The following is a 21049-nucleotide window of genomic DNA, read 5'->3' on the forward strand; positions in this document are numbered from 1 at the left end:
ACAAAAAAATGCCAGCAGCTGAATGCTGCTGGCACATATTTGGCACTTGGGGGCTGCGAAGCCTGCCACTACGGCATTAGAGTCCAATCCATCATGGGGGCCACGGAGAAGGTTCTGTCTAGTGCGAAGCACTTATTTTCAATGGTCATAGCGAGTTAGGCATTGTCAGGCTTGTCATATCTGTTCATATTTACAGTGCTTTTTCTGCGTTTTACTTGTCGCGTTGTCACATATTTGGCACTTTGTGCCGCTGGAATTTGTCACATTGAGGGTTGGCAATGGCAACGATCGTCAAGCGCCGTCGAAAGGACGGCAGTTTCTCATACCTGGTTCGCCTTCGCATCGCTCGCCAAGGGCAGCCAGACTACTCGGAATCCAAAACGTTCCCGAGGAAGGCGATGGCTGAGGAGTGGGCGCGACGGCGCGAGACCGAGTTGCTTGCCCCCGGTGGGCTGCTGGTGGCGAAGTGGCGAAATGTCACTCTGGATGATGCCATCGAGCGCTACATACATGAGTTTGCCCAGAATGCTGGGCGCAGCAAGCGGGCCACCATCCAGCAGCTGCAGCGCTTCCCGATCGCGCGGGTACAGATAACCCAACTGAGCAGCGAGGATATCATCGGGCATGCGGTCATGCGCCGCGATAGCGGTATCAAGCCGCAGACCGTCGCTCAGGACATCACCTGGCTGGGCATCATTCTGCGTACGGCTGCGGCAGCCTGGAAGATGCCGGTGAATCTTAACGAGTTCGAGTCGGCGAAGCTGCTGATGCGCAGCAAGGGGTTAATCGCACGGCCTGAAAAACGCGAACGGCGACCCACAAATGCCGAAATAGAGGCGCTGCGAGCCTACTTTCGGCGATCGCAGAAGATCCGGCCCAGCGCTGTCATCCCCATGGAAGACATCATGGACTTTGCGATAGCGTCATCCCGCCGGCTGGGCGAAATCACGCGCTTGCTGTGGTCGGATCTGGACGAGAACGCCAGCACATGCTGGGTGCGCGATGCCAAGCACCCACGGCGCAAGGAAGGCAATCACAAGCGCTTCAAGCTAACCCGGGCAGGGCTCGATATCATTCGCCGGCAGCCTCGCGCCCAGGGGAAGGAAAGGATATTCGCCTACAATGAAAAATCGATTGGCACACGCTGGCAAGCGGCCTGCGCGGCCTGTGGTATCGAGGATCTGCGGTTCCATGATCTACGTCATGAGGCGACGTCGCGGCTATTCGAGGCGGGGTACGAGATAGTGGAAGTGCAGCAATTCACGCTGCATGAGAGTTGGGACGTGCTCAAGCGCTACACACACTTGCGCCCGGAAAACCTCGTGCTGCGGGAGGCTCCGGGCGCGTAGTGGTCAGCTATTGGAGATTAGGGGCTGGCTGGTGTCGGGCGAGTGCCATTTCTCAAGCGGCTCCGTGGGGATGCCCAGGCAATCGTTCACCTGGCGCAGCGTGCAATGCGTATTGAATCGCTCGTTTGGGTTGTCGCAAGTCGCCAGTTCGCGGGCCAGCGTGCGGCTTTGTTGTTGTAAAAGAAAGAGATAGTGGAACTTCGGGTTATCCTTGATGCGCTTTTTCACCTGCTCGATGGGCTGCACCTCGGTCGCCTGTTTTTCCAGCAGTTCGATGGCTTGGCGCTCGCGCTGGATGAAGTAGCGGCGAACCCGCCGGCCCATGGCGTTGTTCTCGATCATGGCCAGTTCCTTGGCCATGTCCATGGTCAGGTGGTAGTCGATGGCAGGACGACCACCTTTTGAGGTTTTCGCCAAATCGGGCGAAAACTCATCTTCGGAGGTTTTCCCCAAATCTGGGGAAAACTCATCTTCGCAGGTTTTCCCCAAATCGGGCGAATCAAACCTCGGTTTACGCCGTGATAATTTTTGATTCGCCAAATCTGGCGAACCAAAGTTATTCATCACGATATAGTCCTCGCCTTCAACAAAACAGTACTGATCGATACGGTCCTTCATCCAGGTGGAAAAATCCCGCCCCACTTCCAAAAACACATGAAGGTCGCGGGCGTTGCATAGCAGCTGCTGGCCGCTGGACTGAAAAACGGGAATCAGTTGGCTATTCACTTGGCGTTCTCCTTGAGGAAGTCGGTGATGTGCTGGGCGTTGCCGAGGCCGTCGTCGAGGAAGTGCAGGATCACCTGCAGCTGGGCAACGAGTTCTTCGGTGCTGACCTCGAGGCGTTCCCGATCGACGTTCATGGCGATCAGGCCTTCGAGGAAGCCGAGGCTGTTGCGGGCAAGGTTGAGGCTGTGCTGAGCGGCGCCATTGATGACCTGGGCGTCCAGATCGGGCAGGGAAATCGTGGAATGAGTCATGCGGTACTCCTTTGGTTTTTGGAGTCCGCCACGTCGCTGTCAATCGAGAGGGGGCGGACCGTACGCGGGTTGACAGACCGGCCCAAAGGAAACCGGCAGGCCCGAAGGCCTCCCACGCACGGCCCGCCATAACTACCTGCAGGGCACAAAAAAAGCGCCATTTCGGTAAGGGGGCGCTGTGCGCCTTTGGATTCGGGCTGTCAAACCCGGTCACGGAATTTGCCGTGACCCGATAAGCATAGCCCAAGCCATAGAGGCGCTGCAACAGTCTTGCCTTTTGTTCAGGCCTGCAGCCTGGAATGTGCCTCGTCGGCGCCGTGCAAAGGAAGGCTGAGCTGAAGTTCGCGTCGCCAATACTCGACGCGAGCTTCTAGCGGCTGTTTTTCATGTCGCCATTGCGCCAGACCTCGCCCCTGGGCGCTGGCCAGTCCCCGGCGATCGTCCAATGCCTGGCAGGCCTTGTCGAACTGCTGCCGGGCACTGATCTCCCCGCGCAGCAGTGAGTCGATGTGCAGGTCACACCAGACGGCAAAGTCGACGTCGAGCCAACGAGCGAAGGCAACAGCCAGCTTCGGATGAAGCCACGTCCCCTGCTGCGAACCACCTCTCTGAGTTCTAACAAACCCGTTGAACCCGTTACCAGATTTACTGGTATCGCCCGACCAGTGCCGGTCCAGAGCGTCTAGGTACTCCTTTGTGCTTGGGAGCAATATCCAATCGTTAGGCCGACGGCCAAACCGCTTGGCGATCTCCGTTGCATTGATCCAACCGGCCGTCGTGAACTGCACCGGCTGACCCTGATACTCGAATGGAACTGTTTGACTCATGGTCATCCCCGCACTGCTTGTTTTTTTGTGGTCGCTTAGCCGTTCACCATCCGCCACTGGCTGCGCGCCTGCTCGCGGCGCTCGTCCAGGTAGCGGGCGAGATCCACGGCGCTGACCAGCCACGGTGACTTCTGGCTGTCCAGCGCTCGGTAGGCGGGCACTGGCAGGGCCTGGGCCAGAGCGCGAGCCCCGGCGGTCTTGGCGCTGATGCCGAAGTAGCGGGGCGCGATCTCTTCTAGGGGGATCTCGGCGCGGCCGTTGAACTCGGCGAGTAGTCCAAAGTAGGTGTTCATGATTTTTCCCTTGCGTTCCAACGATTGAATCGGTGACGAATGGTGCGAAACATGCCGGCGGCGTGGCTGTTGTGATCCAGCTCTGCGCGACTTTCGATGCCGCAGACCTGGCACAGCCAATCCCGGGCGTCTTGTTCGTTGTGGGTGCCGTCGGGCAGGGCGCTCTCGGTCATGCCGAGCTTGTAGCGGCGCCGCCGATCCAGGTAGAGCTGGAAGCGGCGATCCTGGCAGAGCATGGCCGCCTGGCGGGCCAGCGGCCCGCCCTTGGGTTGCTGTTGGCTGTTCACGATTCCCCCGAGATTGGGCGGCGCAGTATGGCGGCTTTATCCTTCAGCAGACGGGCGCCTGCCTGATCGACTTTTCTTCTTTGCCAATCCTCGGCAACGGCTTCTAAAACATCGGCTTGCCAGCTCCGCTTGATGACCTTGGCCAGCAGTGCGCTTCGGCTGTTTGCTTTGAATCCGTAACTTGCCAGCACCTGGGCGCTGTCGTCAGCATGGGCGGCCATGTCTTCGAGTTGCTGCTTTGTCGTCTCTAGCTCGTCGCGCAGGGCGTCTTCTTCTTCACTGCTGAACAGATCCATCAGGCCCCCCTTTCATCGCTGATTCGAGCATCGTCACCAGGGCGAGGCCGGTAGCAGCAGGAAGGTTGTCGCCGGCGAATAGCCTGGCCTTGCGTACCTGGTCGCGCATCGCGTCGAGGCGCGCTTCCGTGGCATCTTTGGCTTCCCTGAGGGTGCTGCGCTCGTGGCGCAGATCCAGAACGGCGCTTAGCGTCTGCTGCAGGAGGGTCTTGGCTTCGTCGAGGTCGTCGCGCAGGGCGCGGTTCTCGTCGCAAAGCTCTTGGTAGGTCTTGTTCATTCCCCTTGCTCCTTCTCGAGGCCCCAGAAACGTTGCATGAGCCTGTTGCCGTCCGGCAGGTACTCGTAAAGCTCGCGGTCGCAGTCTGTCGACCACTCGATGACGATGAAGGCGGCGCGCTGCAGATCGCGGTCGAGCGTACGTAGCCGGATCAGCTCGAGTGGCCATGCGTAGCTGTTGTAGACGGCCAGCAGGATGCGACGGCAGTGCTGGGCCTGATGGCCATCGCCTTCGGCGGCCTCGACTAGCCGATTCAGGGCGTCGATGCCCTGGCCTGCGACTCTCCCTGCGAGCCGTGCAGTCAATGCGTTCATGTCTCTCTCCTTTTCTTATTCAGCGGCGGTGCCGCATCTTGTTTTCCCGAATCCCCTGGCACTCGATGCAGGTGGTCACCCAGGGGGCGGCCAGTCGGCGAGCCTGGGGTATCTCGATGCCGCAGTCTTCGCATTCCGGATCGGAGGCCACGGTGTCGGGAACGCGGATGTTGCCGATCGCGCCCTCGAGCCGGTTTTCGATGATTTCCGCCGCTCGGTCCGCGTTATCCGCCATGGTGGGTCTCCGTGCTCTGCAGGTCGCTCGGGGTCAGCGTGGCGACGTTGACGACGCGGTAGCCCTGCCACCACCAGGGAATCCAGCGATAGGCCGCCTGGGCGAGGCCGAGCTCCCGACCTGCCATGACGCTCATGAATCTCTGTACGGTGCGGGCCTTGCTGGGCTCGGCGATGCGGGCGATGACGTCGCCGCCCCAGGTGTTGCGGATGACGTAGAGGTCAGCCATTGCTCGGGCCCTCCTCGTGCATGCGCTCCTGGGCGGTGATGCCGACGCGATAGTCGAGGCGGCGGTGCCCCAGCGCCTGGCGCAGCTGGTCCTCGCTTTCGAACGAGATGACCATGGCGTAGCGATGGCGGGTCGGTTCGGCGTTCTCGGTCAGCACCGCCAGCTCGCCGGCATCCTGCAAAATGCCTTGCGGTGGCGTGTGGGAAACGAGGCGTTGGTGTGGCATGTTTTCTCCTGTCGTACCCGATGGTTTGGGTTTCTTGGTTCTATTGGCGCTTCGCGCTCTCGCTTTTGTCTTGCACAAACTCATATTGAACTCAAAACAGAATCTATTCAATACAAAACGAGTCCATAATTTAGAATGAACGGCTATATGAAGTCGCGTTTTGATTCATATTGCGTTTTCCGGCCGAGGCAAGGGGGTCGCCATCGGCTGGCAGTCGCTCGATGTCGATGCCCAGCCGATCGGCGATATGATCGAGCCCTGCATCGGTGATCTCGGTGCGGCCGTAATGGGTCCAGCCGATGATGGGGTGGTGGTAAGTGCCGGTTTCCACGCGCATCAGCCGGGCATTGCCGCGATAGCGCCCCCGGGGCAGGTTCCGACGATCCAGGATGCCGGCCTCGCGCAGCCGGCGGGCCAGGGTGTTGCGGCCCAGGTTGAGCAGCGCGGCGGCCTGGTCGAGGGTGTAGGTACGGGGCTTCATGGCGGCCTCCTTACTCGTCGCGGAAGATCCAGCACTTGACGCTGGCGTTGCCCAGGCGGACCTGGCTGCGCACGGTGCGGTTGGAATCGACGAACTTGCGCGACTTGCTGGTCTTGAGATGGCGTTTGAGTTCGCGGATATCCGGCACGCGCAGCTTGTGCTCGCCGCACATGCGCTCGAAGTCCTTGAGGTTCACCGCGATCTGCCCGGTGCCGTCGCCGTAGTGGTTCAGGGTGGGATCGGCGCGCAGCCCCTCGATGTAGTCGAACGCCTCCCAGAACTCCGCCACCATGGGGTGGTCCGCGTTGATGGCCTGCTGACGCTCCCGGGCCATCTGCCAGATATGCCCGGCGGCCTGGTCGATGATCTGCTCGTTGAACAGATCCAATCCGTCCGGCCCCAGGCAGTCCAGCAGCCCGAGCAGCTGGGCGTGACACTTGGCGATGCGCAGGTTGTGCACGCCCTCGTCGTCGATCAGGTTGCTCTCGTAGTCCTCGATGCCGCGCTCCATCAGCGCGAGCAGGGATCTCTCGCGCAGGGTGGCCTCGAGCAGGAAGCCGCTGACGTCCTCCATGGGCACGCGTTCAAGGGCCTCGGCCATCTTCTTGGTCTGGGCGTTCTGGCCTTCGCGGGTGAAGTGCAGGTGGGTGATGCGGGTCTGGATCGCCTCGCCGGCCTGCACGGCGGCGTTCTGGCTGATCAGGATCGCGCCGCGAAAGGGCGGCTCGTAGGTATCGTTACCGGAGTTCTTGACGCCCCGGGCGCGGATCGAGCGGCCGTTGTAGGCGGTCTTGAGCTCGTCCCAATCGAACTGGCGCTGCTTGGCGCCGCCTTCCTGTTCGCGGTCGGACTCGATGAGTACCACCGGCAGGTTGGAGACCTGGGCGAAATTGCGCGCCCGGGCCGGCATGGTCGCCTTGGCCGGGTCGAAGCCCTCGTAGTCCTGGCGTCCGCAGAGCTTCCAGAAGAACTCGATCAACGTGGACTTGCCCGCGCCGGCTTCGCCGATCACCTCGAGGAACGGGTAGCTCTTCTGGCGTTGGCGAATCTGCTCGGCGAACAGCGAGCCCAGCCACCAGGCCAGGGCCACCACGCCGCGGGCCCCGAAGGCGCCGTAGAGGTTGTTTGCCCAGTCGCGGCGATACTCGTCGCGCTTGGGATTGATGGCCAGGGTGACGGATTGGCTCAGGGTCTTGAGCTGCAGTTTCTTGAGCTCGAAGTAGTCCTCGCTGTTGATGGGGTAGAGCGTGCCGTCGCTGACCGCCAGATCGCCGAACACGTAGGCACCGTGTTCGCGGCTGTAGCCGATGTAGTCGATGGTCTCGACGGTCTTGATGTTGCTGATCTGGTCCTGCAGCAGGCTATCCAGCTGCTGGCTGGTCCCGGTCCAGAGGGCGCCGGCGGCGACGCCCATCAGGCGCTTCTTGAACTCCGAGGCGCTGGCCAGCTGGCCGCCGGAGAAGGTGTTCTTGATCGAGGCCTTGCCGCTGGGGAAGTCCACCCGAGCGTAGTACCAGCTCTCGTCGGTGATCGCGTTGGCCTGGTAATAGAGGAATTCCGGCAGGCAGGTGCAGATGCGGCTGACGGTGCCGGCCTGTTGCAGGGCGGCGTCGCGCTGCTGCTCATCCAGCAGCTGCATGTCCTCCGGATCGGCGGAGCCGGTGGCAGACCTGACCGCACGTTCGAATGCCTCCTGGCTGAGCTTGAACCACCACACCTGATGCTTGTACTCGAACCAGAACTCCCGACGCTCGGTGCGCTTGTAGATCAGCAGTGCCTTGGCGGTGGGCGATTCGGCCAGCAGTAGGGCGCCGTGATAGCGGTAGGTTTGCAGGTGCTTCTGGCTCAGGCGATCGGCCTGGTGCTGGTCGTTCCAGTCCTGCTTGCCGGGGATCTGCGCCGCCTGGCAGTCCCAGCCGGCGGCCCGGGCCCGCTCGACATGCTTGAGGGTGCCGTTCTGGCCGGCCCGGTTGCTGTCGAGCGCCCATACCAGCGTCGGCCAGCCGTGACCGGCGGCGTGCGCGGCATCCGCGACGCGTTTGAGCGCCGCGTCCGGGTAGTTCGAGCAGCTCATGGCGGAGACGGCGGCGATGCCGTGATGCAGCAGGGCGATGGCGTCGAAGATGCCCTCGACGATCCATATCTCGTCGCTCTCGGCGAGATCCGCGTCCGTCAAGGTCGGCGGCTGCCACCACTGCCCCTTGTAGCGCCCGACGAAGTTGGCCTTCTGCTTGCCGAAACGCTCGGGCTTGTCGAGGATGCGCTCCCAGTAGGCCCCGCCGGGCAGGGCGAAGCGCACCGTGGTGGAGCCGGCGCTGTGCTTGTGGCTCCAGTAGGTCTCCTGGGTATACCAGCCCTGGATGCGCTCGAGCTCGAAGCCGCGGCCGTCGGTCAGGTAGCCATCGGCCACTGGCGTGGTGCTCTTCGGCTTGCCTGGCGGCGGCGGTAGATCGGCGTAGCGCTCGGTCCAGCTCTCGAACAGTTCCGGGAACAGCTCTTTCACGTGGTGCTGGTCGCCGCAGTTGTTCTCGCGTCCGCATTTCAGCATCCACGGTTTGTCCGTGGAGATATAGGCCTCTCGCTTGCCGCAGCCCGGGCAGGTGACCCGCTGCAGGTAGGCGCCGTTCTCGACCGCATCCATGTCACGGGTCAGGCGGCCGATGATGTCCGCGCGCAGCGATGGATTCATGCCGTGCTCCCTTCGCTTGCGACGTTATTGGATGACGACCGGGCGACGGGTATCGCTGTTGACGACCCGGGCGCGACCTTCCTCGCGGGCGCTCTGCAGGACCTTCATCAGGTCGTCGGCGGTGAACATCACCGGCCGACCGCCCTCGGTGCGCAGCACGACGACATGGGCGGTGGTGGCGTCGGCGTCGATGATGGCGGTCTGGTTGAGGCAGTTGAGCTCGGCATAGGCCTGAATGGCATGCAGTTCGGCGTTGCGCTCGCTCAGATCGTTCTGGCTCATCAGGTGGACGATGCAGCTTTCCAGGGCATCGACGCGATTCAGGTGCATCGCGTGGCGCATCAGATAGCTGGTGGCGGCATTGGTGGGGTCGAGCAGATGACGTTTGTGCGGATTTCTCATGATGTTCTCTCCTGGTACCGAGTTGCCCGTTGGCGGGCTTGTTCTGGTTTTCAGTCTTTCTTGGAATGCAGCTGTGCAAGCAGCGCGATGCGCGCCCGGGGCGACATGAACAGGCGTACATCTGGATTGGGTTGCCGCGAGGGGTTGTAGGTCTCCGCTATCTCGACCCTGGCCTTGCCGGACCAGCCGCACTCGGGTGCGGTGCACTGCACGTAGGCCTCCCGGTAGATCGGCGATAGCGTCTTGGTGGTGCGGATGCGGGTCTTGTCGCCGCAGTGGGGGCAGATGAGTCTCATCGCGGTCACCTCAGATGCGGTCGTCGTGCTGACGGTGGTAGTCCTCATCGTTGGCGCGTTGCAGCGCATCGAGGCCACAACGGCGGTACTCTTGTAGCCCGATGAGGATGAGCAGCCGCGAGGTGCCGCCGATGGAGTAGCGAAGCAGATCGGCGATGCCTTCGATTTCATCGCGCTCGACAGGGCGCAACTTCAAATAGATCGGTTTGGCATTGCAGCCGTTAGGCGAGCGCGAAATGCGTTTTGTGGAGGAATCTGATGAAGCCATCTAGTAATATCCCTGGTGATTGTCTTGCACAATGTGATGATGAACTCAAAACAGAATATGTGCAATTCAAATTGCAACCTTCTCTTATATCGAGTTGTTATATGGACTCAAAACAAAATGCAGACGAGGTAATAACTCGTTTGAAATCGGTCGTGAATGTAAAAAGCGACCGGGAGTTGGCGGGATATTTCGGCATGGGTTCCACGACCATCACCAGCAAGCGGCAGCGCGGCAGCGTGCCCTATGAGGAATGCGTGCAGCTGGCCCTGGAGCGCGGCATCAGCCTGGACTGGTTGATCCTGGGAAAAGGCGCCGCGCCCGAGGGCATTTCGTCGCCTGCAGGCGATGAGGGACTGCGTACACTGGTGCCCAGTGGCCAGCCTGATGGCCCCGGTTACACCTCGGTGCCGATGTACGACATCGAGGCCGCGGCGGGACCGGGCCGGCTGTTCGAGGCGGAGAACATCGAGGCCACGGTGTATTTCGAGACCGATCAATTGACACATGAAGGGCTCGACCCGGCCCAGGTGGTAGGGGCCAAGGTACGCGGCGACTCGATGGGCGAGACGTTGCGCGACGGCGACAAGGTGCTGATCGACCGCTCGCAGCGCAAGCCGGACGGGGTGTTTCTGCTGAGAATGGGGCAGGAGCTGCGCATCAAGCGGGTCCAGCGGGTGGCCGGCGGCGCGCTGATGCTGATCAGCGATAACCCGCACTACGAGCGCGAGATGATCCGGCCTGAGGAGATGGGCGACGTGGAGCTCATCGGGCGCTGCCAGATACGCATCGGGCGGATTGCGTGAGCTAGGTGGATCGAGTTCTAGTTGACTTAGGAGAAGATATGGGAGAGATGGTGTTCTTCTGGGGGCTTGCCGGTCTCTTATTGGTATTCATGGTCCGCAGAACCAAGCGCAAGGCCCGAGAGATCGATGCCCAGTCTTCTCTGAATACTGATTCGGGATGTTCACCGCAGTCTCCTTCCAGTGAGACAAAACTTGAGTCGCCTGCCGAGCGCCTGTGCTTCGTCTATGAAGACGCCCAAGGCAACGTCACCACCCGTGAAATCTCGCGCTTCGCTGACGATGGCGTCTATCTCAAGGGCTTTTGCCACCACGCCGGGGAAATGCGTACCTTTCGGCGCAATCGCATTGTTCGGTTCCTCGAAGGCGAGCATTTATTGGAGCCGATTGTTCAACAGCTGGCCGGACGTGACGGTGCGCCCATGGAGATATTGTTTACCGGCTTCAGTGAAGACGACCGCTTTGATCTGGAATGCGAAGCCGAAGACGCGGGGATGATCGTGCGAAAAACAGTGACGAAAAACCTGACGTTCGTGTGTGCTGGCTCCCGAGCGGGTCAGGCCAAGTTATCCCAGGCGCGGGCGCGAGGCTGCACGATCATGAACCAGGACCAGTTTGAACAAATGTTGGCCACCGGAGAATTGCCGAGCCGAGCAGTGATGTAGTGCTTTCTGCTTAGCGTGCTCATCCTTTACAATCGCTGTATTCGTATACAGTAAAAGCCAAATAATGCCATGCGTGTGAACTATGTTGGGCCGCTCGTCGCCGGCCTTGGTCATCCGGCCCTGGAGGGCTACGACACGACGTGCTTCGGTACCAGCTGCTACCTGGTCGAAGTGAGCGAAGAGGCGGGGGTCGATGGACCCCTGATCGAGGGCGATGTGCTGGTCGTCGATGAAGGCAGGGTGCCGCAACACAATGACCTGGCGGTGGCCGTGGTGGAGGGCGAGCAGCGGCTGTTCAACACGGTGCGGATTGGCAATAGCCTGTTGCTGGTTCCACCGCTGGACAAAAGCGGCGCGGTACCGGCCCGCTGGTCCGATCTGCGCGGGGTCGTGATCCGCCAGGCCCGTCGTTACGCATTTTGACAGCCCAGTTTTAAAATCTGAGGGCCTTGCTGTACGTAGCCCCGCTGCTTTTCAAGAATAGCGCCCCATCAATGGGGCGCTGTCGTTACTGGTGGTGCAGCTTTTCCAGGGCGGCGCTGGCAATAAACGCGGAACGGCTCTTGACGCCGTGCAGGCTGACATACTCGTCGATCTGGCGAATGACGAGGCCGGGCAGGGTTACGTTAACCTTTTCAGTCTTACCCAGGTAGGGGGTAACGTCGATGTCGATGATGCCCCAGCCCCATCCGGCGAACTCAGGATTCTGACGATGCCTGGCGATATCGCCCGGGGTGGGAATCGGCTCGCCGCTGGCGGCAAGTTCCTCAAGCTGGATATGTGCAACCTCCACGGCGGCTTCATAGGCCTGCTCGATGGTGTCGCCGGCGGTGGCGGCACCGGGAATATCGGGAAAGACGATGCCGGTGGCGGTGGTCTCGTCGCCCCATTCGATGGCGATGGGATATTGCATGATTATCTCCTCTTTCGACCGGGCTACTTGAGCCCGGCCTGCTTGCGTATGCTGTTGATGGTGCCCTTGGGTAGGTCTTTCTTGGGGTGCGGTACGGGCACAGCGCCGGGGCGTGTCGGGTGCTTGAAGATATGGTGGCTGCCCGTGACGCGGTCCAGCCGCCACCCCGCCGCTTCCAGTTCCTTGATGATCTGCTTGCTTTTCACCGCATCCCCCCTAATCGACGTTAATCAATTATACCTCTAGGCGCATATTTTGGCAACTATAAAGGTGCGCCCAGAGGTATATTGCAGGAAACGGCTATTACCTGGGGCTATGGCCACCGCGGGCTATCAATACGGCGCTTGCTGATCCGTATTGCGGATCTCGAACTGCAGGCTGGCAGTGTAGGCGCTGTCGCTGATGTCGTGGATGACTTCGGTGATCAGCCAGGGGGTTTCCTCGACTTCACGTTTCCAGCCGAGCAGCCAGGCCGGGGTTTCCGGGTAGAGGTCCGGCCTGCCTTCGGCCAGCGATAGGGTGAACTCCGCGTGACCGCGCTGCAGGCGCTGCCATTCGCCCTGGGCGGCGGCGATGGCATCTTCTGAGCTGGCATAGGTAGGGCGCAGGCGCTTGGCGTTGTCGTCGTCGCCGGCGATCACTTCCTGACGCTTGGCCCCGGAGACATCGTTCCAGTAGGCGATGACGCCGGTGTAGCTGTCGCGATCCGTGACTACATAGCGGTGCTGGTCGCCGTCCTGGCGGCGCAGCTGGATGGGTGTGATTTCCAGGCCGCTGGCGGTGGTGGCGGCGCCCGCGGGGATGAGCAGCAGGTTGCCGGCCTTGACCGTGGCCACCGCGTCGAAGCGCTCTGCCAGGCGGGTGAGGAAGTTCAGATCGCTCTCGTCGGTCTGGTCGATATGACTGACGCGGATACCCCCGAGGTGCTTGCCGATCTTCGGCGTCAGCTCATGGCGTTTGGCAATGGTGGTCACGATGTCGTCAATGGTCAGTTGGTGCCAGCTCTGGGTGCGCTTGCCGGGCAGGCTGCCGCGCATGTCGGCGCTGCGGGCGCGAATGCTGAGCTTGTCCGGTGCCCCGGAATGCTCCACCTCGTCGACGATGAACACGCCACGTTCGACCAACGCCTCGCCTTTCCAGCCGATGGCTAGGGTGAGTTCCGCGCCGCGCGGCGGCAATGCCAGCGCGCCGTCATCGTCGGTCAGTACCAGGTCGAGCTGATCCGCTTCGAGGCCTCGTCGATCCGTCAGGCGCAGGCTCTCCACGCGCCCGCGAAAGCGTGGGGTGATCACCTCGCCCTGCAGGCTGATGCGATAGTCCGGCATTCGGGCCGGGCGGGCCATCTGCTGTGTCAGCCAGCTCATGCCAGGGCCCCGGTGATACCGCGCAATGTCTGATTGGTCAGCGTGCCGAGCAGATCGGTGCGCTGGTCGTCGATGCGCTGCAGGGTGATGTCGAACTCGATCTGCTGGGCGGCGCCGTCCTTGAAATGGCGCCGCTTGCGCTCGTTGAGCGATTCGATCACGTAGACGCCGTACATCGTGCCGGTGCCCTCTATCAGCGGCCAGGCCGCCCCCTCGTCCGCCATCTGGCGAAGCTGGTCGAGGTTGGACTGGCCGCCGGTGAACTCGGGCAGCAGGGTGCCGGTGAGGGTAATTGTGTCGTCGCCCACGCCCAGGAACTGCCGTGCCGGTCGGGCGCCGATGCGCGATTGGCTGGCATGACGCCACTGGGTCTGGCGTTGCAGTTCCTGGTAGGCGGCGGTGTTCAGCGAGAACACGAACATGCCGTAGACCATCATCATGGCGATTTTCCTCAGTCGGTATCGTAAAGCGCGGAGCGACGCCGCGCGCCGGCATCGCGTTCGGCCTGGGCGAGGGCGCGCTGCACCTCGCTGGCCACATAGCGGGCCAAGGCCTGCTCGTCCATTCCGGGGGCCGGGTGGACGTTGATATCGCCAATCGTGATCGTCACGGTGCCACCCGACGCGGCGGACATCGGCGCCCGGGTATCCAGCGGAATATCCGCCACGGCAGGCAGGCTGGCTGCGCCGATCGCCAGGCCGGCCCCGGCCTGCTTCATGCGCTTGCCGAAGGCCCCGATCTGTTTCAGCGGGGCATTCTCGTTGGCCGCCAGGCCCTTCTGATAGCCCGCCAGGGTATCAGCGCCGTGGCCCATGAACACGCGGCTGGGCGACTTGATGCCGAGCTTGTCCTTGAACCAGCCCGAAACACTGCCGGCCACGCCGGTGATCTTTTTCTTGAGCGCGCCGAACTTGGCGCCGATGCCGCCGATCAGGCCGTCGATGATGGCGTTACCGAGGTACTTGAAGTCATCGCTGATCGTCACGCCGGCGGCTTCGAGCCCCGCGGTTATTCCCCGATAGATCCACGCGATAGGGTTCCAGTTCATCAGAAGCCTCAGCGTGTCGCCGATGCCGTCATCGAAAGCATCCTTGACTTGCTGCCATCGCTCGCCGAACCAGGCGCTGATGCCGTCCCAGTGCTTGTAGACGTAGTAGGCCCCGGCGGCCAGTGCGGCCACGGCGGCGACGATGGCCATGATGGTCAGCGACACCGGATTCAGCGACAGCAGGGTGAGGGCGTAGCGCACCGCGGCGATGGGGCCGAGGATCGAGCCCAGCAACACCAGCAGGCCGCCTCCGACCGCTACGGTGGCAGCAAGCCCCGCCGCCACAGTGGCCAACGTGCCGGCAAGCTCCGGGTTTTCCTTCATCCAGTTGCCGATGCCGCGGGTGATTTCGGTCACGTTCTGGATCAGCTCGCGGAGCGGGCCCTGGTTGGTGTCTGTGATGGTGATGCCGATCTCTTGCCAGGCGCTGTTGAGGCCCTGCAGATCGCCCTGGATGTTGTCAGTCCTAGTTTTGGCGACTCGCGCATTTTCGCCAGCAGCGTTTTTCAAGATAGCAACGAACTTATCAACCCCTGCCTGGCCTTGCTGAGCAATAAGCTCCGCCATGCCGGAGCCCGCTTCCTCGCCAAAAATGGCCTTGAGGTAACCAGCGCGCTTGGCATTACCCATGTTCTCGGTGGCCTCGGCGATATCTGAAAGAATCTCGGGTATCTGGCGCAGATCGCCTTGACTGTCGGTCAGCTCAAGACTGAGCTCGCTTACGGCGTCCTTGGCCTTACCAACGGGTGCAGACAGACGGGACATCATGGCGCGCAGGGTGGTTCCCGCCTGGCTGCCCTGTACGCCGATGTTGCCCAGCAGTCCGGCCATCGCCGCAGCCTGTTCCATCGTCAATCCCAGGCCTGACCCTGCGCCCAAGTACTTCATTGTATCGCCGAGCATTTCCAGATCGACATTGGCCCGGGTGGTGGTAGCGGTCAGTATGTCTCCAACGCGGCGCATATTGCCCTCGACTTCCGGGTCAATCTTGAAGGCGCTACTGATGTTGGAGCTGATGTCGGCGGCACGATCGAGCTCGGTTCGGTTTGCCAGCGCGAGATTAAGCACCTCTTGCATTGACGACTTTATCGCTTCAGGACTGAAGTTGGCTCGGGCAAGAAACTCCTGTCCAGCCCCTACCTCTCCAGCGCTGAATGCAGTGCTCGCGCCGAGCTCTCGAGACTGATCCTTTAGCATCTTGAAGCGTGGGTCGTCTTTTTCCAGTCGGGTGACGGCCTGCACCGCGCTCATCTGCGCACCGTAGTCCACCCCGGGGGTGAGCAGCCGGGCACCGCCATAGAGCGCGGCACTGCCGCTAGCAAGGCCGCCGGCACCGGCTCCCACCATGCTGTTGGCCAGGCCTACGCCGCGCTGATATTTGCGACTTGCCTCCTGCACGCGCCGTTGCTGCTGGGCGACCTGCTTGAGCTTCTGTTTCTGCTGATCCAGGTGCTCGTTGGACCCGCGTATCTGCTCGGCCATGCGGGTTTCAGCGCTGCCAAGGTCCTTGGTACCAATACCGGCTTCTTTAAGGCGGCCGCGCACCTGGCCAAGCTCTCGGCGCTGCTCGCCTAGCTTGTCGGTCAGTCCGTCCACCTTGCGCTTGGCCTTGAGAAAGTTCTCCTGGAATTGCTGGCTGGGGGCGTCGGTACGCTTCAGCCCTTCGCGCATGCGCTTCAGCTGCTCCTGCGCAGCGGCGAGGGCCTCGCCATTTTCGCGGGTGGCATCCTTGAGCTTGCGGAAGGAACTGATGTCGCGCTGCTGCTGGTTGAGCCGTTTTAGTTCCTCTCGGCTGGCCTTGAGGGCCTCGGCGGTCTTGCCGCTGCCGCGGGTGATGTTCTTGAGCGGACCGGTGACCCGGTCGACTGCGTCGAGGATGACTTGCAGCTTGAGATCGCGGGCCATGTCGGTCCTTAGCGTGTCGGTTGATCGGTCTGGCTGCGGATTCTGGCGCGTTCACGCCACTCCATCAGCTCGGTGAGGGGCATGGCGGCCATGTCCTCCGGCCGCCAGTGGAACACCATGGCAAGGTCCGCCATGGCGTCGTCTACGCTTCGAGGTAGTCCGGGTTCTCCCCCTTGGCCCGCTTCGGCAGCAAAAAACCCGCCACCACGCCGCCCAGCTGCACCATATCCGCCGGGTCCAGGTTGCGTAGCTCCGCATCGGTCAATGCGGGATCGGTGATACGGGGCAGCACCTTGCATAGCGCCGACACGTCCATCTGCAGCACGTCCGTCAGGCTGACGCCGCGTAGGGCGCCGGACAGCGGTTTGCGCACGGTGATGGTGGCAACGCTTTGCTTGCCGCGCTGGATGGGCGTGTCGAGCTCCACGGTTTCGGTGGTGACGCTGGACGCTGCGGGGGCTTGCTTCTGTTCCTGCTCGCTCATGGGTCTCTCCTGGGGGTTGATGATGGCTTGTGTTGCTGGGCCGGCCTGCTGGCCGGCGCTGGATGGATCGATGGGCGCTTATACGCCGAGATTCCGGCGGCGTTGGGCGTAGCGGTCTACGCCGCGCACCTTGAACACCATGCCGGGCACGTCGCGCTCGATAAGCTCCTCGCCGTCGACGGTCAGTTTGTAGTAACTGACGGTGGTGGTGACCGAGATAGTGTTGTTGTCGCCCTTTGATGCTTCGCCCATGGCGATTGTCTTGTGGCGTCCGCGCACGACGATCTCGACCGGGACGGTCTCGCCGGTCTCGTCGCTCTCATAGCTGCCGGTCATGCGCAGCAGCGCCGCGTCATGGATGGGCGAGCCAAAGCTGTCGAAGATCTCGGCGATCATGCCGCCGGCGGTCCAATCGAACTCCTGCAGCTGGGCGCCCTGGTCGACCTCGATCGGGCCTTCCATGCCGCCGCCCTCGTACTCGACCATGCGCCGGGCGAGTTCCGGCAGCGTGAGGGACGGAATCTGGCCCTGCCAGTTGTTGCCGTCGCCGAACAGGTTGAAATCTTTCAGAATCTTGGGAAGTGCCATGGTCTATCTCCTGTTTAAGCGGCGGCGACACGGTCGGCGAAGTCGACCAGGTAACGGTCGGTGATGCGCTGCTGCAGCATCAGGTTCTCGAGCGGTGGTACCGGGGTGTAGTCGTAGTCGATGTAGAGCTTGCCGGCCTTGAGCACCTCGGGGCTGTTGATCTCTTCGTCGAACCAGGCTTCACCGCCCAGCAGATAGCCGAGACGAATCAGCTCGCGGAACTTGGCATTGATGCCTTCGACGATGTCCTTGACCGGGCTGGGGTGCATGGGCTTGTCCACGGCCCAGAGGTGCGCCTCGGCGATGGTGTCGGCGAGTACCTGGGCGGTGCGGGTGTAGTTCTCGAACGCAAACAGCGGATCGATGGAGCAGGTGCGCGAGCCCCAGAAGCGGTAGCCGCCACGGTTGATCAGCGTGGTGACCTCGTGGCTGTTGAGATAGCCCGCATCCGTGGCCGGGTCCTGCAGATCCCAGAACACGTCCTGGCTGATGCCGCTGACGCCGTTGACGGCGATGTTGGAAAGCGTCTTGTGCCAGCCGATCTCGTTGTCCAGCTTGGCGCGCAGGCCGAGGGCCCGGGCCACGGCACTATGGTTGCGGGTGGACTGGGTGACGGTGTCGAAGCCGGTGAAGTCCGGCCAGATCACCATGACCTCGCGGGCGCCGAAGTTCTCGCGGTACATGGCCGCTTCTTCCTTGGTCTTGCTGTCGCCGGCGGAGGCGTAGACGAAGGCGCGCAGCTTCTGGCCGATGGCGATCAGCTCGCTGGTCACGTCCGCGTCGTCGAGCTCCGGCACGCCGAGTATGCGCGGCTTGACGCCGAAGCGCTGCTCGGCGGCCAGCAGCGCCTGCATGCCGGTCTTCTTGCCGGTGAGTGGGTCGACACCGCCGATGACATTGGCCTTGGTCTCGGCATCGTCGACACCCTCCGCGACCCGAACCACGACCACCAACGTCTTGGCCTGCTTGACGATGGCATCCAGCGATCGGGCCAGGGTGCCTTCCTCGCCGGCATTGCCGATGGCGGCGTAGATATCCGTGACCAGTACCGGCGTATCCAGCGGCAGGGGTTCGTCCTGGCCGCCGGTCAGGTTCTGGTAACCGATGGCGGAGACCACGCCCGCGCCGGTGCCACTCTCGGCGGCGGTGACCAGGGCCGCGGCTTCCGGCGCGCCGTTGATTGCCGTAGCTACCTCGGCGGCGGTGCTGGTAATGGCGCCCTCGATGTCGGTCGCCAGGCGGACGTTGATGTCTTTGCCGCTGACGCTGACCGCCAGCGCTTGAGAGACGTCGGCGGGATCGAGATAGCGAACGCGGATGGCGTTGCCGTCGGTGCCTGCCGAAGCGGCAGTATAGGAGACGCCTGAATTGGCCGCGGCGAAGTCGAGGGTCAAGGCGGCAGCCACACCGGCGGCGGCTTCGGGGGCGGTGCCTATCAGACCAATGACCGCGGTGGAAACGGTGCGAATCGGGCGGGTGCCCTCGTTGATTTCGACGACGCGGACGCCGTGATGGTAATCCTGGGCCATGATGGGCTCCTGCGCAGGGTGAGCGATTGGCAATGCATTGCGTGCTGCCATGCTTGCCCGCGCGGGCGCGAGGCTCTAGTAAAACGGGTTGTAACGCGGGATTTTACAACATTGGGCACGCAGAAAGCCCGCCGGGCGGCGGGCATCGGGTGGGTTTGGGTCAGTCTAGTGCTACCAGGAGATTGCCTCGAGCGCGGCGCGATCCTCGGCGGCGAGCGCCGACTCTATCTGATCCTTCAACTCCCAGGCATGCGCATACTGTGCGCTGACGTGCTGCTGGGCGGCCTGGGCGAGGTCGACGATCTCTTGCGCGGTGAGCTGATACGTCGTGTCCGACTCGGCTCGGAACGGCAGCGTACTGGTCGTGTCGCCGTTGGTAAGCATCAGCTGCGCGGATACCGCCAGGCCGGTGATGTTCTCGCGGTCGCGAGCGCGTGTCTGGACGACATCTTGAGTGCCGTTGAAATCGTGCGTGAAGCCGGCATCGATCGCCGCTTCACGTGCTCTATCGATAGCATGGCGCTTTATCTCGGCGATCTCGCTGAGCGTCGCGCCGGCGGGCGGCGTGAATTCGTTACCGTCATAATGCCAGCCAATCTGTATGTTCGTGCGTCCATCGAATTCTACCCACTCAATCGATGGGTGAAATCGCCCTTTGGGATCGATGTCCGTGATTTCGGCCACAGTGCCGTCATTAATACGTGCCCACATAATTACCACCTCACTATTACGATACCGTCACCACCCCGGCCACCAGAACCGCCGCCCGATCTCGCGCCGCCACCGCCACACCCTGACGTGCCAGCGGACCCAGAAACTCCGGTTGATGCTGATCCGCGACCGATGCCTGAGTAGAAAGACGCACCTCCATTACTGGATGCTATCGTGCTGGCCGATGGCGAAGACGCATCGCCGACAAGATTTACATCTCCTCCCGTCGCGATCCCGCCGTCGGCGCCGTCTCCAACCTCTCCGTCGTGGTCACCACCATTGCCGCCCGTCGCGGTAATGTAAGGCCCGAATGACGATGTCCCACCAGAGTGTCCGTCTTCAATTGAGCCAGCACCACCGGCGCCAACGGTGACCTGGACGCTTTCAACGCCGGTTAGATCGATCAATCCGATACCTGTACCACCGCCAGCGCCGCCTGAACCGGCTGAACTGCTGGCCGGTCCCGCTCCACCACCGCCGGCTCCGGTTACCGCAACGAACGCTTTCCGACGACCATCTCTCAGATCTTGAGGTACATTCCACGTCGACACACCTGGCGACGTGAACGACGCAATATTCTGGAATCCCATGCCGGCATCAATAGCGGCGCGAACACCAGCTGGGTGAGCAGATCGATCATCTAGCTCACCGTATAAATGTTCGCCGATACTGGCCATTTCAACGATACCGGCAACATCTACTGTCGCGGCGGTGGTGTTTCCCCGGGTTCGAATTTCTGTCCATTCTTGCCAGTTACCAGGGCCACCCGTCCTATACATGAGGTTATTATTATAAGAACTGCTAACCAATTGAGTGGCTGACCCACCAAATCCCGCGGAAAAGACAATCAGTGCCGCACTGTTGTCACCATGAGGATTACCATTGGAACTCGGTAGCAACCTATAGAATCCCGGCGTGGTGGCCTGATCGGCATCGTTGATGACCGGCATCATGTCGGCTGGTCTGCCCAATCCGTATTGGCTGAATGCCTGGAATGTACCCAACGCCGTCATCGCATCGGCATTGTCGTCGCCGGCCAATGCCGTTTCTTGGTTTGCTAGCTTTATCATGCCCTGTAGCGACTCCGTCGCGGACGGATGGTTACGGCTCTGCTCGTGCTCATCGAGCTGGGTGTCGACATACTCCCGCGTCGCGAGCACCACGCTGGGATCAATTTTGAGCGTCACGGCGGCGGTGTCGGAGACTTCGAGCACGAAACGCACGGTCTGGGTGCGGCTGGAACCCTCTGACAGCACCGGCTTGTAGGTCTCCGGATAGTTGCCGATGCCGATCAGGTCGCCGTCGGCGTCGATGATGCCGATCTCGCGAATCGTCCAGCCGCCCACGTCCGGCGGCAATACCTGCTCGACGACAATCCATGATGGATTGTCCGGGTCGATTTCACTGGTGTTGATGGGCGCGCGGCGCACCTCGTTGATCAGTGCCGTGGCACCACTATCGGGCTGGGGCAGCGTGCCGCCACCGTCGCCGACGGCCAATTGGGCGATGCTGATGGTGCTCCCGAGAGCCACGGCGTTGGCGAGTTTCGCCTGGCCGACATCGGTGAGCAGCGTGTAGAACTGAGCCATGCGGTGT

31 protein-coding genes are annotated in these 21049 nt (G+C 62.0%); 4 read left to right on the forward strand and 27 right to left on the reverse strand.

Annotated features, from left to right (window positions below; all coding sequences use genetic code 11):
• Positions 1 to 278: 278 nt before the first annotated feature.
• The gene (locus BUA41_RS07655) at positions 279 to 1349 is read left to right on the forward strand and encodes a tyrosine-type recombinase/integrase (RefSeq protein ID WP_084671277.1); all 1071 of its coding nucleotides are present in this window, start codon (positions 279 to 281) and stop codon (positions 1347 to 1349) included.
• A 3-nt stretch (positions 1350 to 1352) separates the two neighbouring features.
• Here BUA41_RS07655 and BUA41_RS19200 read toward each other — a convergent pair whose 3' ends face one another.
• The 16 genes from BUA41_RS19200 to BUA41_RS19215 form a co-directional block, all read right to left on the reverse strand.
• Positions 1353 to 2075 carry an antA/AntB antirepressor family protein gene (locus tag BUA41_RS19200; RefSeq protein ID WP_175546945.1) on the reverse strand — a complete coding sequence of 241 codons (723 nt, stop codon included), beginning with the start codon at positions 2073 to 2075 and terminating at the stop codon, positions 1353 to 1355.
• Positions 2072 to 2326, reverse strand: coding sequence for a hypothetical protein (locus BUA41_RS19205; protein ID WP_072821434.1), 255 nt, complete (start codon positions 2324 to 2326; stop codon positions 2072 to 2074). The genes BUA41_RS19200 and BUA41_RS19205 overlap by 4 nt, the downstream gene beginning before the upstream one ends.
• Before the next feature lie 281 nt (positions 2327 to 2607).
• On the reverse strand, positions 2608 to 3159 hold the full coding sequence (locus BUA41_RS07670) for a KilA-N domain-containing protein (RefSeq protein ID WP_217652786.1): 552 nt from the start codon (positions 3157 to 3159) through the stop codon (positions 2608 to 2610).
• A 29-nt stretch (positions 3160 to 3188) separates the two neighbouring features.
• Positions 3189 to 3446: a pyocin activator PrtN family protein gene (locus BUA41_RS07675; protein WP_072821436.1), complete on the reverse strand. Its 258-nt coding sequence runs from the start codon at positions 3444 to 3446 to the stop codon at positions 3189 to 3191.
• Positions 3443 to 3733, reverse strand: coding sequence for a hypothetical protein (locus BUA41_RS07680; RefSeq protein WP_084671279.1), 291 nt, complete (start codon positions 3731 to 3733; stop codon positions 3443 to 3445). The genes BUA41_RS07675 and BUA41_RS07680 overlap by 4 nt, the downstream gene beginning before the upstream one ends.
• Positions 3730 to 4029, reverse strand: a complete 300-nt coding sequence (locus tag BUA41_RS07685; RefSeq protein ID WP_072821438.1) for a hypothetical protein — start codon at positions 4027 to 4029, stop codon at positions 3730 to 3732. Before BUA41_RS07685 ends, BUA41_RS07680 begins: the two co-directional genes overlap by 4 nt.
• Complete coding sequence (locus BUA41_RS07690) at positions 4010 to 4306, reverse strand: hypothetical protein (protein ID WP_072821440.1); 297 nt, start codon at positions 4304 to 4306, stop codon at positions 4010 to 4012. The genes BUA41_RS07685 and BUA41_RS07690 overlap by 20 nt, the downstream gene beginning before the upstream one ends.
• Positions 4303 to 4620: a DUF7673 family protein gene (locus BUA41_RS07695; RefSeq protein ID WP_072821442.1), complete on the reverse strand. Its 318-nt coding sequence runs from the start codon at positions 4618 to 4620 to the stop codon at positions 4303 to 4305. The genes BUA41_RS07690 and BUA41_RS07695 overlap by 4 nt, the downstream gene beginning before the upstream one ends.
• Before the next feature lie 19 nt (positions 4621 to 4639).
• Complete coding sequence (locus tag BUA41_RS19590) at positions 4640 to 4855, reverse strand: TraR/DksA C4-type zinc finger protein (protein WP_072821444.1); 216 nt, start codon at positions 4853 to 4855, stop codon at positions 4640 to 4642.
• On the reverse strand, positions 4845 to 5084 hold the full coding sequence (locus BUA41_RS07705; protein WP_072821446.1) for a hypothetical protein: 240 nt from the start codon (positions 5082 to 5084) through the stop codon (positions 4845 to 4847). The genes BUA41_RS19590 and BUA41_RS07705 overlap by 11 nt, the downstream gene beginning before the upstream one ends.
• Positions 5077 to 5310 (reverse strand): hypothetical protein, encoded by a 234-nt coding sequence (locus BUA41_RS07710; protein WP_072821448.1) that lies wholly within the window; start codon positions 5308 to 5310, stop codon positions 5077 to 5079. Before BUA41_RS07710 ends, BUA41_RS07705 begins: the two co-directional genes overlap by 8 nt.
• 130 nt (positions 5311 to 5440) lie before the next feature.
• On the reverse strand, positions 5441 to 5791 hold the full coding sequence (locus tag BUA41_RS07715; protein WP_072821450.1) for a phage antirepressor KilAC domain-containing protein: 351 nt from the start codon (positions 5789 to 5791) through the stop codon (positions 5441 to 5443).
• Positions 5792 to 5801: 10 nt separating this feature from the next.
• On the reverse strand, positions 5802 to 8480 hold the full coding sequence (locus BUA41_RS07720; protein ID WP_072821452.1) for a toprim domain-containing protein: 2679 nt from the start codon (positions 8478 to 8480) through the stop codon (positions 5802 to 5804).
• 24 nt (positions 8481 to 8504) lie between these two features.
• Positions 8505 to 8882 (reverse strand): hypothetical protein, encoded by a 378-nt coding sequence (locus tag BUA41_RS07725; RefSeq protein ID WP_072821454.1) that lies wholly within the window; start codon positions 8880 to 8882, stop codon positions 8505 to 8507.
• Between the two features lie 50 nt (positions 8883 to 8932).
• The gene (locus tag BUA41_RS19210; protein ID WP_072821873.1) at positions 8933 to 9178 is read right to left on the reverse strand and encodes an Ogr/Delta-like zinc finger protein; all 246 of its coding nucleotides are present in this window, start codon (positions 9176 to 9178) and stop codon (positions 8933 to 8935) included.
• A gap of 10 nt (positions 9179 to 9188) precedes the next feature.
• Positions 9189 to 9446, reverse strand: a complete 258-nt coding sequence (locus tag BUA41_RS19215) for a hypothetical protein (protein ID WP_072821456.1) — start codon at positions 9444 to 9446, stop codon at positions 9189 to 9191.
• A 101-nt stretch (positions 9447 to 9547) separates the two neighbouring features.
• Between BUA41_RS19215 and BUA41_RS07740 the strand changes: the two genes are divergently transcribed.
• From BUA41_RS07740 to BUA41_RS07750, 3 genes are all read left to right on the forward strand, one after another.
• Positions 9548 to 10249 carry a helix-turn-helix domain-containing protein gene (locus tag BUA41_RS07740; protein ID WP_072821458.1) on the forward strand — a complete coding sequence of 234 codons (702 nt, stop codon included), beginning with the start codon at positions 9548 to 9550 and terminating at the stop codon, positions 10247 to 10249.
• A gap of 38 nt (positions 10250 to 10287) precedes the next feature.
• The gene (locus BUA41_RS07745) at positions 10288 to 10911 is read left to right on the forward strand and encodes a BRCT domain-containing protein (protein ID WP_072821460.1); all 624 of its coding nucleotides are present in this window, start codon (positions 10288 to 10290) and stop codon (positions 10909 to 10911) included.
• A 69-nt stretch (positions 10912 to 10980) separates the two neighbouring features.
• Positions 10981 to 11334 (forward strand): LexA family transcriptional regulator, encoded by a 354-nt coding sequence (locus BUA41_RS07750; protein WP_072821462.1) that lies wholly within the window; start codon positions 10981 to 10983, stop codon positions 11332 to 11334.
• 85 nt (positions 11335 to 11419) lie between these two features.
• Here BUA41_RS07750 and BUA41_RS07755 read toward each other — a convergent pair whose 3' ends face one another.
• The 11 genes from BUA41_RS07755 to BUA41_RS19375 form a co-directional block, all read right to left on the reverse strand.
• The gene (locus tag BUA41_RS07755; RefSeq protein ID WP_072821464.1) at positions 11420 to 11824 is read right to left on the reverse strand and encodes a type II toxin-antitoxin system HicB family antitoxin; all 405 of its coding nucleotides are present in this window, start codon (positions 11822 to 11824) and stop codon (positions 11420 to 11422) included.
• A gap of 23 nt (positions 11825 to 11847) precedes the next feature.
• On the reverse strand, positions 11848 to 12030 hold the full coding sequence (locus tag BUA41_RS07760) for a type II toxin-antitoxin system HicA family toxin (protein WP_072821466.1): 183 nt from the start codon (positions 12028 to 12030) through the stop codon (positions 11848 to 11850).
• Between the two features lie 126 nt (positions 12031 to 12156).
• Positions 12157 to 13188 carry a phage late control D family protein gene (locus BUA41_RS07765; RefSeq protein ID WP_245791881.1) on the reverse strand — a complete coding sequence of 344 codons (1032 nt, stop codon included), beginning with the start codon at positions 13186 to 13188 and terminating at the stop codon, positions 12157 to 12159.
• On the reverse strand, positions 13185 to 13628 hold the full coding sequence (locus BUA41_RS07770; protein WP_072821468.1) for a phage tail protein: 444 nt from the start codon (positions 13626 to 13628) through the stop codon (positions 13185 to 13187). Before BUA41_RS07770 ends, BUA41_RS07765 begins: the two co-directional genes overlap by 4 nt.
• Positions 13629 to 13639: 11 nt before the next feature.
• The gene (locus BUA41_RS07775) at positions 13640 to 16141 is read right to left on the reverse strand and encodes a phage tail tape measure protein (protein ID WP_072821470.1); all 2502 of its coding nucleotides are present in this window, start codon (positions 16139 to 16141) and stop codon (positions 13640 to 13642) included.
• Positions 16142 to 16149: 8 nt separating this feature from the next.
• Positions 16150 to 16275, reverse strand: a complete 126-nt coding sequence (locus BUA41_RS07780; protein ID WP_072821472.1) for a GpE family phage tail protein — start codon at positions 16273 to 16275, stop codon at positions 16150 to 16152.
• 8 nt (positions 16276 to 16283) lie between these two features.
• Positions 16284 to 16625 (reverse strand): phage tail assembly protein, encoded by a 342-nt coding sequence (locus BUA41_RS07785; RefSeq protein ID WP_072821474.1) that lies wholly within the window; start codon positions 16623 to 16625, stop codon positions 16284 to 16286.
• 78 nt (positions 16626 to 16703) lie between these two features.
• Positions 16704 to 17213, reverse strand: coding sequence for a phage major tail tube protein (locus BUA41_RS07790; protein ID WP_072821476.1), 510 nt, complete (start codon positions 17211 to 17213; stop codon positions 16704 to 16706).
• Positions 17214 to 17227: 14 nt separating this feature from the next.
• Positions 17228 to 18742 carry a phage tail sheath protein gene (locus tag BUA41_RS07795; RefSeq protein WP_072821478.1) on the reverse strand — a complete coding sequence of 505 codons (1515 nt, stop codon included), beginning with the start codon at positions 18740 to 18742 and terminating at the stop codon, positions 17228 to 17230.
• Between the two features lie 171 nt (positions 18743 to 18913).
• Positions 18914 to 19453: a DUF4376 domain-containing protein gene (locus BUA41_RS07800; protein ID WP_072821480.1), complete on the reverse strand. Its 540-nt coding sequence runs from the start codon at positions 19451 to 19453 to the stop codon at positions 18914 to 18916.
• Between the two features lie 2 nt (positions 19454 to 19455).
• Complete coding sequence (locus tag BUA41_RS19375) at positions 19456 to 21042, reverse strand: phage tail protein (protein ID WP_072821482.1); 1587 nt, start codon at positions 21040 to 21042, stop codon at positions 19456 to 19458.
• Positions 21043 to 21049 lie beyond the last annotated feature (7 nt).

Source organism: Modicisalibacter ilicicola DSM 19980, assembly GCF_900128925.1.
GTDB classification, from domain to species: Bacteria; Pseudomonadota; Gammaproteobacteria; order Pseudomonadales; family Halomonadaceae; genus Modicisalibacter; species Modicisalibacter ilicicola.

Excerpts from the sequence above, each read along its gene's own strand:
- BUA41_RS07655 (WP_084671277.1), top strand. The coding sequence starts at position 279 with ATGGCAACGATCGTCAAGCGCCGTCGAAAGGACGGCAGTTTCTCATAC.
- BUA41_RS19205 (WP_072821434.1), bottom strand. The coding sequence starts at position 2,326 with ATGACTCATTCCACGATTTCCCTGCCCGATCTGGACGCCCAGGTCATC.
- BUA41_RS07670 (WP_217652786.1), bottom strand. The coding sequence starts at position 3,159 with ATGACCATGAGTCAAACAGTTCCATTCGAGTATCAGGGTCAGCCGGTG.
- BUA41_RS07675 (WP_072821436.1), bottom strand. The coding sequence starts at position 3,446 with ATGAACACCTACTTTGGACTACTCGCCGAGTTCAACGGCCGCGCCGAG.
- BUA41_RS07685 (WP_072821438.1), bottom strand. The coding sequence starts at position 4,029 with ATGGATCTGTTCAGCAGTGAAGAAGAAGACGCCCTGCGCGACGAGCTA.
- BUA41_RS07690 (WP_072821440.1), bottom strand. The coding sequence starts at position 4,306 with ATGAACAAGACCTACCAAGAGCTTTGCGACGAGAACCGCGCCCTGCGC.
- BUA41_RS07695 (WP_072821442.1), bottom strand. The coding sequence starts at position 4,620 with ATGAACGCATTGACTGCACGGCTCGCAGGGAGAGTCGCAGGCCAGGGC.
- BUA41_RS19590 (WP_072821444.1), bottom strand. The coding sequence starts at position 4,855 with ATGGCGGATAACGCGGACCGAGCGGCGGAAATCATCGAAAACCGGCTC.
- BUA41_RS07705 (WP_072821446.1), bottom strand. The coding sequence starts at position 5,084 with ATGGCTGACCTCTACGTCATCCGCAACACCTGGGGCGGCGACGTCATC.
- BUA41_RS07710 (WP_072821448.1), bottom strand. The coding sequence starts at position 5,310 with ATGCCACACCAACGCCTCGTTTCCCACACGCCACCGCAAGGCATTTTG.
- BUA41_RS07715 (WP_072821450.1), bottom strand. The coding sequence starts at position 5,791 with ATGAAGCCCCGTACCTACACCCTCGACCAGGCCGCCGCGCTGCTCAAC.
- BUA41_RS07720 (WP_072821452.1), bottom strand. The coding sequence starts at position 8,480 with ATGAATCCATCGCTGCGCGCGGACATCATCGGCCGCCTGACCCGTGAC.
- BUA41_RS07725 (WP_072821454.1), bottom strand. The coding sequence starts at position 8,882 with ATGAGAAATCCGCACAAACGTCATCTGCTCGACCCCACCAATGCCGCC.
- BUA41_RS19210 (WP_072821873.1), bottom strand. The coding sequence starts at position 9,178 with ATGAGACTCATCTGCCCCCACTGCGGCGACAAGACCCGCATCCGCACC.
- BUA41_RS19215 (WP_072821456.1), bottom strand. The coding sequence starts at position 9,446 with ATGGCTTCATCAGATTCCTCCACAAAACGCATTTCGCGCTCGCCTAAC.
- BUA41_RS07740 (WP_072821458.1), top strand. The coding sequence starts at position 9,548 with ATGGACTCAAAACAAAATGCAGACGAGGTAATAACTCGTTTGAAATCG.
- BUA41_RS07745 (WP_072821460.1), top strand. The coding sequence starts at position 10,288 with ATGGGAGAGATGGTGTTCTTCTGGGGGCTTGCCGGTCTCTTATTGGTA.
- BUA41_RS07750 (WP_072821462.1), top strand. The coding sequence starts at position 10,981 with ATGCGTGTGAACTATGTTGGGCCGCTCGTCGCCGGCCTTGGTCATCCG.
- BUA41_RS07755 (WP_072821464.1), bottom strand. The coding sequence starts at position 11,824 with ATGCAATATCCCATCGCCATCGAATGGGGCGACGAGACCACCGCCACC.
- BUA41_RS07765 (WP_245791881.1), bottom strand. The coding sequence starts at position 13,188 with ATGAGCTGGCTGACACAGCAGATGGCCCGCCCGGCCCGAATGCCGGAC.
- BUA41_RS07770 (WP_072821468.1), bottom strand. The coding sequence starts at position 13,628 with ATGATGATGGTCTACGGCATGTTCGTGTTCTCGCTGAACACCGCCGCC.
- BUA41_RS07775 (WP_072821470.1), bottom strand. The coding sequence starts at position 16,141 with ATGGCCCGCGATCTCAAGCTGCAAGTCATCCTCGACGCAGTCGACCGG.
- BUA41_RS07780 (WP_072821472.1), bottom strand. The coding sequence starts at position 16,275 with ATGGCGGACCTTGCCATGGTGTTCCACTGGCGGCCGGAGGACATGGCC.
- BUA41_RS07785 (WP_072821474.1), bottom strand. The coding sequence starts at position 16,625 with ATGAGCGAGCAGGAACAGAAGCAAGCCCCCGCAGCGTCCAGCGTCACC.
- BUA41_RS07790 (WP_072821476.1), bottom strand. The coding sequence starts at position 17,213 with ATGGCACTTCCCAAGATTCTGAAAGATTTCAACCTGTTCGGCGACGGC.
- BUA41_RS07795 (WP_072821478.1), bottom strand. The coding sequence starts at position 18,742 with ATGGCCCAGGATTACCATCACGGCGTCCGCGTCGTCGAAATCAACGAG.
- BUA41_RS07800 (WP_072821480.1), bottom strand. The coding sequence starts at position 19,453 with ATGTGGGCACGTATTAATGACGGCACTGTGGCCGAAATCACGGACATC.
- BUA41_RS19375 (WP_072821482.1), bottom strand. The coding sequence starts at position 21,042 with ATGGCTCAGTTCTACACGCTGCTCACCGATGTCGGCCAGGCGAAACTC.